Raw genomic sequence first — 11,642 nt, 5'->3', positions numbered from 1 at the left:
CCTGTTAATCCGCCACCAGTAGTAGATCCGGGAACACCTGTTAATCCGCCACCAGTAGTAGATCCGGGAACACCTGTTAATCCGCCACCAGTAGTAGATCCGGGAACACCTGTGACTCCGCCACCAGTAGTAGATCCGGGAACACCTGTTAATCCGCCACCAGTAGTAGATCCGACACCACAGATCGATCCAAATCAACCTTTAATTGGTGTAATTGATACTGGATTTAGTGGAAATAATCCCGATCTTGATTATCGCCGATTTAAGTTGGGAAGCGATCGCATTTCCAATGACGGCAATCCTTTCCTATCTCCCGGTGAAGGAAACGAACACGGAACTCATATTTTAGGATTAATTGCTGCTACCCAAGGTAATGGTATTGGGATTGATGGTATCAACGATAAAGCACCAATTTGGTTGGGGCGTGCAGTTGGTGGTGGAAATTGGGCTTCTTCGCTGTACGAATTTGTGGGTACGGCGAAATACTCTGGATACAAAAATACCGTTGTTAATCTCAGTTTAGATTTAACGCAAGTTAATCCCGATGGTACTGTTACTACGCGGTATGAGTTGACGCCAAAAGAACGGGAAGCGATCGAATTTGCGCGTCAAAACCATGTCCTAATTGTCACTGCTGCTGGTAACGATGGCGGCGTGATGTCGGTTTTGGGGCAAGCATCCCAGGAGTTTGACAATATTATCACTGTTGGCGCATCCAATGAGTTCGATCGGGCCAACTATTCCAGTTATGGTGCGGGTTTGGATATTTTAACTGAAGGTGGCACAAGGGATAATCCCGTGCTGTCTACGGTAAAAGATGGCGTAGGTATGATGGCGGGGACTTCCGTTGCAGCAGCGAGGGCGACGGGTGTGGCATCTTTAATATGGGCAGCAAATCCCGATCTTAGCTACAGGCAAGTAATTGATATTCTCGAATTGACGGCGGTGGATGTGAAAACGCCGGGATGGGATGCAGAAACGGGCGCTGGGTTGTTAAATGTAGTAGGTGCGATCGAATTAGCGAAGAAAACAACACCGCAAACTTACACGCCTTTCCCTTGGGTAGCACCATTTACTTGGGATGGAGAAGGGAAAGTAACGCCAGTCGAGCGGGCTGCGAGTGGAGGGAATACCCTAGCTACGGCGGCGGTACAACCAGATCCTAACTTCTCTGATAGTGATACAGTTGATGTCAATAATCGCGAAAAATATTATGAAGTTACTATTGAGCAACCGGGTTATTTACGGTACACAGTTACCCGTAGCAATGGTACAGAATGGTTGCCAAATGTAGAGTGGTTGAGAACAGATGGTAAACCAATATCGCGTCAATTTTCCTCTTCTTACTCCAAATTATACAACGTAGGGGCAGGCGCACCGGGCGGAGGTGGATATGCAGGTGGTGCATACACCGCCCCAGTTTTCAAGACTGAGGAGATGTTTGTCGATCCTGGTACGTATTATTTCAAACTCAATCTAGAGGATTCCCAGAACAACTTTTTAGATTCTTTTGGAGATGAGCCTGTTGTTTATCATACTAATTTACAGAACTATAACCTGGCATCTGAATTTATTCCAGATCGACCTTCTAGTTTCTCTGGGGCTGCACAATTTAAAACTCCATCGGGAGTAACTGTAGCTGAACTAAATACCTCCGATCAACTTAACTATAATCCTAGTAATTCCACTCAATCAGGGGTAAATTATTGGCTAGATATAAACGAACCAGGAAATTTAAGCCTTAAAATAAGCTCGTCTGTTGCCGATCGGATTCAACTACAAGTTAAGAAGCTGGTAGGACTTGAAGGTGAAAACGGTGCTGGAGAAGTATTAGTAGATACTGGCTTTGTTGCCCTCGATTTGTCTCAGCCAATAGAGTTAAAAAATCTGAACAAAGGGCGCTATCTTTTAGAAGTTTTGCCACGTCCTTCTTGGGATAGTATTAATCGGCAATGGATTAAGCAGCCATATACACAACCTTTCACAATTAATGGGATTTTCTCTCGACAAGCACAAAATCCAGGTGAAGGACAAGTTCCAAGTAATGCCGGAGGATTTTCTAAGACTGTTACAAGTAATGGGGTAGATACTCATTACTATGCTAATGGCTACTTGAGCGTGCAACCGAGTGGTTATGCAACTTGGTATACTTACGGTGCAGGTGTTCCTTTACCGACAATTCCAGGGGCAACACAGCCCGGTGAATCAGTTCCGCCATTTTCTACATTAGGATTGGGAACTGCTACGCCAGTAGCAACTGTACCGCCAGATTATGCGGGAAATAGCTTTAATCAAGCACGCAATATTGGTGTACTTAATGGCACTCAAACTTTTCAAGATTTCTTGGGTGATGCCGATCCATCTGACTATTACCGCTTTGAATTGAATAATGATAGCAACCTGAATTGGCGCGTAGATGGGTTAACTCCTGGCGTAGATTTTCAACTGTATAATAATGATTCTAAATTGCAGTGGAGTACAAATACTCCTGCGCCGAATTTTAGCTCGGATATGGCTGGTACATATCCGGGAACTCCAGGCACTTACTACATCCGATTGAAACCTTTTGCCTCTGGTGGTTCTAACTATAACTTTAGTTTGTCTGCTATTCCCAGAAACACAGCACCGGAAAATTTGCAGTTTAACTTAACGAGTAACAGCTACAACGTAGGCTCAACTGTTGAGCTAAATGGTAAAGTTTTCGATCGCAATGGAGCCAGTGACATTTCTAGAGTAGATTTCTGGCTGAAACAAAATGGTAATGACTGGCAGTTTTTCAGCCGCAATCAAAGTTTGAACAGGGATGGCCAATGGGCGAATTTCTATTTGAGCGTGGACGATTTAGCAACTGGTAACTATGAGTTCAAAGCGACAGCTTATGACCAGTCTGGTGCTGCAAGTAATACTTTTACTGGTGCATTCCAGTTGACAGCACCTTTTGATAATAATGCTACTCAGTGGTTCTCCAATGGCAAGACGCTAAGTGGTGAGATGCTGCGTGAATATAATCGGCTTGTAGGTCAGGGTAATTATTTAGGTAATCCTAGCTTTGTCGATACTTCACCAGCAAAATCTTATTTTGGCACTGACGTTCAAAGAGCTTTCTTCCCAAGCCAAAATTTAGGATACACTTCGCTCTACAAGAGCCAGCACGGAACTTTCTCGCTGTCGGGGTCAATTGCTGATTACTACACCAATTACTATTTCAGGAAATACGATGACCCTTCTGGCAAAAATCCCTATTTGCAGGATGGATTGTTTGGCATTTACTCTGGTTTAGGCGTACCGATTTCATCTGTGATCAGACAGACTGATGGTAGTGAAGTGGCATATTTTGAAGGAGGAATGCTGATAAATCGATATGGAGTTGTCACGCCAACTTACTATCAGAAAGATCGGTTTGATTTGGTAGGTCAAAATGCGCCTTCCGGTACGGAATTGCAGTGGAAGAATGACTACGGTTACTGGAATCCGGGAAGTGTAGGACAACCAACGGGGCCAGTTAGTCGGATTAATAATGGATGGATTCAAGAATTTACAGCTAGTCCGAAGGGAGATGGGGATAGTATTTTCTTGCTCAAAGATGGTCAATCAGCTTTGGGAGGCTTGGAGAAATACATCGACAATAACGGACAACAGCAGCAAATCACTACTGGTGGCCCGTACCGAGTTCAAGGGGGTATTCTAAATGCCTATCGCTCTTTAGGTGGGCAAGATGGAGTTTTAGGCTTCCCCACGATGTCGCAGGAGCGGTCTAATTTTAATGGCTATAAAGTTTACCAAGCTTTTGAAAATGGCTTTATTGCCGAAACTTACGATGGTCGTACCATTAAAAGAAATTGGCAAGGTCAAGATATTTGGCCTAATATTTCAGCTAGCAATTGGAATGCAAGGTTTATCAACCGCAATCAATGGAATGTAGATGATTACAGTACCTATGACTACGATTTCAACAATAATCCTGCGGCAGTTGTTGACCTTGGATACCAAAATAATGGCAATGGTTTGATAAGCCTGAATAAAGATTTTGGCGAGGGAAGTCCAACAACTGGTGTGCAGAATGATAACTTTGCGATGCTAGGGTGGACTCGCATAGATTTAAAGGCTGGAAAAACTTACAAAATCACAACCCAATCTGATGACGGTACGTTTTTCAAGCTTAAAAATGTTCGGACTAATGAGTGGTTTAATCCTGGTGGAGATTGGCGCGATCGCAGTGCTACTGAACCTGCAAAGACAATTGAATTCAAAGTTAATGAATCGGGTGCATACGATTTTCATGTCCAGTATTACGACCGGACTGGCTTTTCCACAATTAATGTCAAACTAGAAGAAACTCAACCATTCCCAACAAATCCTCAACCTCAGCCAACAGGATCTCCTTCGATTCTTAGCCAAACGCCTGAAAGCGGAAGAGGTAGACTAATAGGAGATACTAACTTCCGTACATACCCTTGGGCGAATTCAAGCACGTTAATTCAAGCAATATCTACTGGTACAACTTTCACGTTGTTGGAGAAATTGACAACAAATGATTCTACAGTTGCCAATCGTAATTGGTATCGAGTGCGGCTTAATGATGGTCGAGAAGGATATTTTTGGGCTGATAATGTTCAAAAAGTAGCAAGTGGAGTTAGTGGAGGCGGAAGTTCTGGTAGTGGATCGAGTGGTGGAAGCAGTAACAATGGTACAGCCCAAGGCGGATATCCTATCCAAACTGTTTACGTCTCATCGACGGGATTATTACCTAACCCTGGTGTAGGCATCAGCGTTCGTTCATTGAGTTTTGATCCATTTGTAACAACAGTATTGGCTTATGAAGCAGGAGAAGCTCAATCTCTTAATGAAGCAGAAAAACAAGCAATTGGAAAAGCTGGCGTTCAAAATGTAATCGGTTCACCTCGTCCAGGATGGTTTTGGAATAGTAGTGAGTGGGGAAATGCTGGTACATCACCTCAAGGGACAACAGGACAGTGGCGACCTTACACAGGATTTAATAATACTGCGGCTGTTTATCATACTGAAAAAAATGGTGCTGTTGCTGTATATGGCGCTATTGGCGAACTCTATGACAAAACTGATAAAAACTTCTTTGGAGGTGGCGGAGGTTCTCAAAGCTGGTTAGGTTTCCCCACATACCAAGAATATGATTGGTGGGGAGGTCGTCGCGCTGACTTTGAGGGAGGCTACATTTTCTGGTACAACGGTCAGGCTAAGGCTTACAAATTTAATGAAGCGCCTAGCGAACACGGTACTATTAGTGTGGGCCAAGGATACTACAACCAGAACCAGAACAGCGCCGAAGCTGACCAACGCTTCATAGAAGCATTTAACAAATTCGGTGGAAGTACCAAGTTAGGTAGTCCTATCCAAAACAATGATTATGATGCTTCCGTTCATAGCTGGCGTGGCTACCTCGTTCAGGATTTTGATCGAGGTCAAGATGGTCGGGGAAACTTACTGATTGACCCAGTAAGCCGTCAGTCATACTGGATTGCTGGTCAAGCCTTTAATGAATTTGTTAAACCTCAAAATGAAAAGCTCGATCCTAGTTTTTCACAGGCTTATGTAAATTACGGTGGTAGCAGCAAACTGGGATATCCGATCGATACTCTGCATGAGTGGCGAGGCAGCAAAGTTCAGAATTTTGATGGAGGTAGTGATGGTAAAGGTATTATGATGGCTTGGGGCAGCGATGGTAATGGTCAAGCAGAAACTTCTTGGCTGCCCAATAATATATCCCAAGAATATGCAAAGGAAGAGAATCAGTGGTTAGGTAGACCAAAAGGTTGGCATCTAAACTTGAAGGGTGAATCAATGAATACTTCTTACGCCAAGCGATATGACTTGGAGAATGGCTATATTTATGCTGATAATATATCTGGAATCAAAGCTTACTACAATGGAACTTTCCCTTCATATAAAGATGAAGAAGTAGACTCATCTGCTGAACTTAAGTCTCTTCTTGGGGTAAAAGAATTGGTAGAACATCTAGCAGGTAAGACAGCATCTGATGCAACTTTCCAAAAAGATACTCCTCTTGCTACTGGATATCTCGATCCTTTTTCAGATCAAACATATCACACTGGATTTGACATAGGCATTAAAGAGGGTGAATCAGTTTATGCTTTGGTTGAGGGAATAGTTGTCGATAATCCAGGAGGGACGTATGGCTCGGTTGCAATTCATAACAATCTGTTAGGAAAAACTTTTGTTTATCTGCACATGAAAGAAATAAGTGCCTCTGTAAAAAAAGGTGAGCATATTAGTGCTGGACAGAAGCTCGGTTTAGTATCAAATACAGGCAGCACTATTAAAGACCCAATGAATCCACATCTGCATTTTGAGGTACAAGATGATGGGAAACTGAATAAACTTATGGAAGATAAAAACTCTCTGGCACCTTTGCCCACTCTATTCAAAGATAATGGCACAGAATTTTATGCTTTTCCCTCCAGTATTTATCGGAAGGCTAAATCAGTTGTTGAAGCAAGAATGTATAACCCACTAAATGCTTTTTTTGAAGCGAAAGCTAAAGGGCTAACAGTACCTCCCTCTCCCTAGTAACTGTTAAGTTTATGAGCGTGCTTGGGGTGTGGAAGTGTGAGTGCATTTTAGGAACGAACAAAGGTGCGATCGCCCTTTTTACGATGTCAGTGCTGATGGGGATGAGAGTGCGATCGTGCTTGTGGAATTGGAGATTGCGATCGCCCTTTTCGCTATGTCAGTGCTGGTGGGGTGAGAGTGCGATCGTGCTTTTAGGATAAGAGTGCTGGTGAGGATGAGAGTGCGATCGTGTTTGGGGATGGATGTGGGTGCGATCGTACTTGTTCAATTGGAGAGTGCGATCGTGTTTGGGGATGGATGTGGGTGCGATCGTGCTGGTGGGATTGGAGAGTGCGATCGTGCTTGTGGGATTGGAGAGTGCGATCGTGTTTGGGGATGGATGTCGGTGCGATCGTGTTTGGGGATGGATGTGGGTGCGATCGTACTTGTTCAATTGAAGAGTGCGATCGTTTTTGGTGATGGATGTGGGTGCGATCGTACTTGTTCAATTGAAGAGTGCGATCGTTTTTGGTGATGGATGTTAGTGCGATCGTACTTGTTCAATTGAAGAGTGCGATCGTTTTTGGTGATGGATGTTAGTGCGATCGTACTTGTGGGATTTGAAAGTGCGATCGTGTTTGAGTATGGATGTAGATGCGATCGTACTTTTGGAATTGGAGAGTGCGATCGCTTTTGGTGAGGGATGTGGGTGCGATCGTACTTTTGGAATTGGTGAGTGCGATCGCGTTTGGGGATGGATGTGGGTGCGATCGTACTTGTGGAATTGGAGAGTGCGATCGCACTCAACTTAAGTTTAATCCGTTGAATCTGATTCCAGAAATAAATCCATCTCAACGCGAAAAAACTCAGCTAGTTTTCTTGCTTCATCATGCTTAATCGGTCTTTTATTCATCAAAATTTCTGAAACGGTTGTCTCTGAACCTAAAATGGGTATCAAGTCAGACTCTTCTAAATCCCTTGCATCCATTAAATGTTGCACCATTGAAATAGAATTGACTGTAGAAATAGGATAGTTTTCCTCTTCAAACTTCTCAATCAGTACGAGTAAAAGCTCCAAAAAAACCTCTTCCTCCACTGTGCGTGGCGAACGGTGTTCAAGTTCTTGTACAAGAGCAATTGCTCTATCATTCTCAGCCTCCGTTACGATCGGTTTTGGTTGATAGCGAACTAATAGTTCTGTATAAGATTTGGCATTAAAAGTACGGGTCATTTTTCCACTCATCCTTGTCATATTCTGCGTGAGTTAGAACGTATTTGACGTAGATTCTTTGAGAAACATAAACAAGATCGACAATTAGCCGATATCGGTTTCCCTTAATATTGAAAACTGTGAAGTTTCCCACCGCCTCGGCTTTGGGGTAAATCTGCTGAACATCAAGTAAGTTCTGCCATGTCGCTTTACTTGCTACTCTATACCAAGCATAAAGGGCTTCCTTTGCATCTGTATGTTCCTCACTAAATTCCCGAAGGATTTTTCGGCTAATGACACGCATCACACCAACCTTTTCAATCGCACCACTATCTCTATTATCTTGCTTTTGTACGCCAATACTCAAATTTGGTGCTGGTGGAATTGGAGAGTGCGTTCGCGTTCGCGTAGCGTGCGCCTTAGCGCATAGCGTGCCGTAGGCATATCGTGTTTGGGAATGGATGTGGGTGCGTTCGCTATTCGTGCCGTAGGCAATCGTGCTTTTGGAATTGGAGAGTGCGTTCTTGTTTGGGGATGGATGTGGGTGCGAACGCGAGTGCGTGCCGTAGGCAATCGTGCTGGTGGAATTGGAGAGTGCGATCGTGTTCGCGTAGCGTGCGCCTTAGCGCATAGCGTGCCGTAGGTATATCGCTTTTGATGATGAATGCGGGTGCGATCGCGAAGCGTGCCGTAGGCAATCGTACTTGTGGGATTGGAGAGTGCGATCGCATTGTAGGATGGAAAAACTGCCAAATCTCTGATTGCTATGCCCCAATCCATCCAGCAAGAAGCCCAAGGCATTGTGGATACTCTTGCATCCATACCCTTTGAAGATTGTATTGCTCTTTCCAAAGAATTTCGAGAACTTCCAATGAGTGCTGGTATCTATGCTGTCAAGCATCGCACCCTTGGAATCCTTTATATTGGCAAAACGAGAACACTACGCGATCGCTTTCGTGGGGGTCACAAAGCTTTACTTTGGGCATTTATTGAAGAATTGAAAGCTACAGACATCCGAATCGCTTTTTATCAATTAGATTTTACTCAATGGATACAGCTATCATCAGAGTTAGAAAGTCTAATCATCCAAGCTATTAACCCACCCTATAACGTGAAAATTCCAGCGAGGGACTAACGCTATGCAAACTCAGCCTGCTATCAACGAACATCTCTCCCCAGAATTAGCGCAAATCTTTCTGGAAGGATTACCCGAAAACATTCGTAACGGACTCGAAATGCGGGCTAAAACAATGAACTATCCCGTTTGGGCAGTAATTGAAATGGCGATCGCAGGTTATCTTGATGAAGAGGCTTTATCCTTTGCCGATTGTAAGCCTAAGCTCGATTAGCGATCGATGCAAGGGGATGGATGTGGGTGCGATCGTGCTTGTGGGATTTGAGAGTGCGATCGATGCAAGGGAATGGATGTGGGTGCGATCGTGCTTGTTCAATTGGAGAGTGCGATCGCATTTGTTCAATTGGAGAGTGCGATCGCTTTTGATGATGGATGTCGGTGCGAGCGTGCTTTTGGAATTGGAGAGTACGATCGCTTGTTTTTTCGATGTAATATTAAAAAGCGATCGCCTCTGCTAAATTTTATGATATAATTACCTGTAACCTACAGTTAAAATTGCTCGCTTTTTTTCGCTCTAAAGGAGTAAAGCCCGTGAAAATAGAAGAATTACTACTCATCAGAGGAATTATTCACCGCGATCCAGAAATTATGAGCGGTGTCCCCGTATTTGTCGGCACCCGCGTCCCCTTAAAAACTTTTTTCGACTACCTGGAAGGTGAAAGAGGTTTCGCAGAGTTTATTAATGACTTTCCTTACCTAGAAAGTCAGGCCATTAAAGTGCTAGAAAACGTAACTAAGATGATGTTGTCTATAGAAAATACTTCAAATGCTTATATTGCTTGATGAAAATCTCTTAAGCCAAAAACTCAAGCAGCCTTTCATAGACGAGGGTCATTCGATCGGCAATGTTTATGACATGGGATGGAGAGGTCTAAAAGACAGGGAAATTTTGGATAGAGCCGAAAAGCATCCTTTTGATGTTTTTATCACAGCCGATAAAAATCTTCCATATCAACAAAATCTAGCGAGTCGTTTTATTAGAATTGTGGTATTAGATTCTACCAGTACAAGACCCGACCATCTTGTACCTTTGATGAGGAAAGTTAGCGCTATGATAGCTTCTCTGCCAGCAAGTGCGAAAGTTTGTATTAATGATGCTGGCGATGTTGTTTCAATTAGCCCTTGAGCGATCGTACTTGTAGAATTCGATAGTGCGATCGTACTTGTGAAATTCGATAGTGCGATCGCTTTTGCAATGGATGTTGGTGCGATCGTACTTGTGGAATTGGAGAGTGCGTTCGCGAAGCGTGCCGTAGGCATATCGTGTTTGGGAATGGATGTCGGTGCGATCGTGCTTGTTCAATTGGAGAGTGCGTTCGCGAAGCGTGCCGTAGGCATATCTCTTTTGGTGATGGATGTGTGTGCGATCGTGCTTGTGGGATTTGAGAGTGCGTTCGCGAAGCGTGCCGTAGGCATATCGTTTTTGGGGATGGATGTGGGTGCGATCGTGCTTGTGGGATTTGAGAGTGCGTTCGCGAAGCGTGCCGTAGGCATATCGTGTTTGGGGATGGATGTGGGTGCGATCATGTTTGTTCAATTGGAGAGTGCGTTCGCGAAGCGTGCCGTAGGCATATCGCTTTTGGGATGAGAGTGCGATCGTGGTTGTGGAATTAGAGAGTGCGTTCGCGAAGCGTGCCGTAGGCATATCGTGTTTGGGGATGGATGTCGGTGCGATCGCACTTTTTATTTGTTAAGTGCGATCGCGTAGCTGACGAACCGCATATCGCATTCAAAAACCAACACCAAAATCGCAATTTTTCCAACTTAATTAGAAGATTCCTGTTGCGCTGCTTGTCGCACTTCCTCCACAGACAAATCTAACGCTTCGGCTATCCGATCAACAGTTAACCCTGTTGCCAATAATATTGGCACTGTTTTTAACTTACCTCGACGCTCACCTTCTTGCAAACCTTCTTCCTTAGCTTCTTGATAAACTCGCGTTTGACGGATATCACCTAAACCCAACATAGCTTGTATCTCCTCGCGACTTTTTTGAGTAAACTTGTAGATAATAATCGTTTCGATCAATTGTAGCAATTTTCGCTTTTGTGCTTCATCGCTGATTTCCTCACTTACTTGTTCTATCAACTGTCTGGCTTTGTTGACAGCAGTCTCCTCTGGCTCTATCACTAATTTTACAGTGTCGATGCCTAGAGATTGCTGTGCTGAACCTAGTTCATCCAGGTAGATGCGTGTCACTCTCTCAGAAGCTAGCAATTCTCGATACTGCTTAGTATCCCTTGATTCTGTACTTCTGGTAGGATAAATCACCACCCCACGCCAATCATTTTCTACTTCATTTTTATCCAGATAGAGGAAGATTTCAGCAAAAAATCGAGCGTAAAATCTTTTGTCTAGCTGAAATTGAACTTCCGCAAAATAAATGGGTGTCTCAGTAGTATCTTGTTTGGGGAGATACACGCCATCAATACGGAAAGAAAGTTGTTTAACTTCAACGGATGAGAACTGGTAGGCATCGGCAACTTCGGGTGGTTGTTCGAGCAATTCAAAAAAGATGCTGGGGAAAGATTGGAATAACCGATAAAAGATAGTATCTGTTTTCACGCCGCTGGAGATTAATTGTTTCTATTCTATTTAATTTTAACTTAAATATGATGTTAATGATGTATGAATTGTCATAAAAAGTCATAGCAATCGCATATTTTTGCTCTGCAATCTTACTAAACAATTCAGTAATCAACATTTCCGATTGTAGGGACACGGCATCATAAATATTTTGGCCAAAGGTTA

The 11,642-nt window shown here is 43.6% G+C and carries 15 protein-coding genes; 7 read left to right on the top strand and 8 right to left on the bottom strand.

Annotated features, from left to right (window positions below; translation table 11 throughout):
• Both LAY41_RS17180 and LAY41_RS32330 read left to right on the top strand, forming a co-directional pair.
• On the top strand, window positions 1-6,564 hold a 6,564-nt coding region (locus LAY41_RS17180; RefSeq protein WP_249100439.1), incomplete at its 5' end, for a S8 family serine peptidase.
• Between the two features lie 43 nt (window positions 6,565-6,607).
• Window positions 6,608-6,742 (top strand): hypothetical protein, encoded by a 135-nt coding sequence (locus LAY41_RS32330; protein WP_275974209.1) that lies wholly within the window; start codon window positions 6,608-6,610, stop codon window positions 6,740-6,742.
• Here the strand turns inward: LAY41_RS32330 and LAY41_RS17175 are convergent.
• From LAY41_RS17175 to LAY41_RS17155, 5 genes are read right to left on the bottom strand one after another with little or no spacing between them, the layout of a single operon-like run.
• The gene (locus tag LAY41_RS17175) at window positions 6,725-7,000 is read right to left on the bottom strand and encodes a hypothetical protein (protein WP_249100435.1); all 276 of its coding nucleotides are present in this window, start codon (window positions 6,998-7,000) and stop codon (window positions 6,725-6,727) included. The two genes, LAY41_RS32330 and LAY41_RS17175, sit on opposite strands and share 18 nt — an antisense overlap.
• Window positions 6,997-7,401, bottom strand: a complete 405-nt coding sequence (locus LAY41_RS17170) for a hypothetical protein (RefSeq protein WP_249100432.1) — start codon at window positions 7,399-7,401, stop codon at window positions 6,997-6,999. The genes LAY41_RS17175 and LAY41_RS17170 overlap by 4 nt, the downstream gene beginning before the upstream one ends.
• Entirely contained in the window at window positions 7,361-7,777 is a 417-nt protein-coding gene (locus LAY41_RS17165; RefSeq protein WP_249100429.1) for a helix-turn-helix domain-containing protein, read from the bottom strand. The genes LAY41_RS17170 and LAY41_RS17165 overlap by 41 nt, the downstream gene beginning before the upstream one ends.
• Window positions 7,761-8,123, bottom strand: coding sequence for a type II toxin-antitoxin system HigB family toxin (locus tag LAY41_RS17160; RefSeq protein ID WP_249100425.1), 363 nt, complete (start codon window positions 8,121-8,123; stop codon window positions 7,761-7,763). Before LAY41_RS17160 ends, LAY41_RS17165 begins: the two co-directional genes overlap by 17 nt.
• Window positions 8,120-8,536 carry a hypothetical protein gene (locus LAY41_RS17155; protein ID WP_249100420.1) on the bottom strand — a complete coding sequence of 139 codons (417 nt, stop codon included), beginning with the start codon at window positions 8,534-8,536 and terminating at the stop codon, window positions 8,120-8,122. The genes LAY41_RS17160 and LAY41_RS17155 overlap by 4 nt, the downstream gene beginning before the upstream one ends.
• Between LAY41_RS17155 and LAY41_RS17150 the strand changes: the two genes are divergently transcribed.
• From LAY41_RS17150 to LAY41_RS17130, 5 genes are all read left to right on the top strand, one after another.
• Entirely contained in the window at window positions 8,523-8,891 is a 369-nt protein-coding gene (locus tag LAY41_RS17150) for a GIY-YIG nuclease family protein (RefSeq protein ID WP_249100418.1), read from the top strand. The two genes, LAY41_RS17155 and LAY41_RS17150, sit on opposite strands and share 14 nt — an antisense overlap.
• Before the next feature lie 4 nt (window positions 8,892-8,895).
• Window positions 8,896-9,105 (top strand): hypothetical protein, encoded by a 210-nt coding sequence (locus LAY41_RS17145; protein WP_249100413.1) that lies wholly within the window; start codon window positions 8,896-8,898, stop codon window positions 9,103-9,105.
• Window positions 9,077-9,349: a hypothetical protein gene (locus LAY41_RS17140; RefSeq protein ID WP_249100411.1), complete on the top strand. Its 273-nt coding sequence runs from the start codon at window positions 9,077-9,079 to the stop codon at window positions 9,347-9,349. The genes LAY41_RS17145 and LAY41_RS17140 overlap by 29 nt, the downstream gene beginning before the upstream one ends.
• Window positions 9,350-9,422: 73 nt before the next feature.
• Entirely contained in the window at window positions 9,423-9,674 is a 252-nt protein-coding gene (locus LAY41_RS17135; RefSeq protein WP_249100408.1) for a DUF433 domain-containing protein, read from the top strand.
• Window positions 9,658-10,017 carry a DUF5615 family PIN-like protein gene (locus tag LAY41_RS17130; RefSeq protein ID WP_249100403.1) on the top strand — a complete coding sequence of 120 codons (360 nt, stop codon included), beginning with the start codon at window positions 9,658-9,660 and terminating at the stop codon, window positions 10,015-10,017. Before LAY41_RS17135 ends, LAY41_RS17130 begins: the two co-directional genes overlap by 17 nt.
• Here the strand turns inward: LAY41_RS17130 and LAY41_RS17125 are convergent.
• Genes LAY41_RS17125 through LAY41_RS17115 form a run of 3 tightly spaced genes read right to left on the bottom strand, consistent with a single transcriptional unit; the run spans window position 10,003 to window position 11,456 of the window.
• Window positions 10,003-10,536, bottom strand: a complete 534-nt coding sequence (locus LAY41_RS17125; protein WP_249100399.1) for a hypothetical protein — start codon at window positions 10,534-10,536, stop codon at window positions 10,003-10,005. The two genes, LAY41_RS17130 and LAY41_RS17125, sit on opposite strands and share 15 nt — an antisense overlap.
• Window positions 10,502-10,645, bottom strand: a complete 144-nt coding sequence (locus LAY41_RS17120; RefSeq protein WP_249100376.1) for a hypothetical protein — start codon at window positions 10,643-10,645, stop codon at window positions 10,502-10,504. Before LAY41_RS17120 ends, LAY41_RS17125 begins: the two co-directional genes overlap by 35 nt.
• Before the next feature lie 10 nt (window positions 10,646-10,655).
• Window positions 10,656-11,456, bottom strand: a complete 801-nt coding sequence (locus tag LAY41_RS17115; protein ID WP_249100373.1) for an Rpn family recombination-promoting nuclease/putative transposase — start codon at window positions 11,454-11,456, stop codon at window positions 10,656-10,658.
• Window positions 11,457-11,642 lie beyond the last annotated feature (186 nt).

It is taken from the genome of Argonema galeatum A003/A1, from assembly GCF_023333595.1.
GTDB lineage: Bacteria > Cyanobacteriota > Cyanobacteriia > Cyanobacteriales > Aerosakkonemataceae > Argonema > Argonema galeatum.
The sequence above is the reverse complement of the archived record's forward strand: the minus strand, read 5'-3'. Positions and strand labels throughout refer to the sequence as shown.

What these genes read in the sequence shown, in the direction of transcription:
- LAY41_RS17155 (WP_249100420.1), bottom strand. Translation starts at nt 8,536, where the DNA reads ATGGATTGGGGCATAGCAATCAGAGATTTGGCAGTTTTTCCATCCTAC.
- LAY41_RS17145 (WP_249100413.1), top strand. Translation starts at nt 8,896, where the DNA reads ATGCAAACTCAGCCTGCTATCAACGAACATCTCTCCCCAGAATTAGCG.
- LAY41_RS17130 (WP_249100403.1), top strand. Translation starts at nt 9,658, where the DNA reads ATGCTTATATTGCTTGATGAAAATCTCTTAAGCCAAAAACTCAAGCAG.
- LAY41_RS17165 (WP_249100429.1), bottom strand. Translation starts at nt 7,777, where the DNA reads ATGACCCGTACTTTTAATGCCAAATCTTATACAGAACTATTAGTTCGC.
- LAY41_RS17125 (WP_249100399.1), bottom strand. Translation starts at nt 10,536, where the DNA reads ATGCCTACGGCACGCTTCGCGAACGCACTCTCTAATTCCACAACCACG.
- LAY41_RS17150 (WP_249100418.1), top strand. Translation starts at nt 8,523, where the DNA reads ATGCCCCAATCCATCCAGCAAGAAGCCCAAGGCATTGTGGATACTCTT.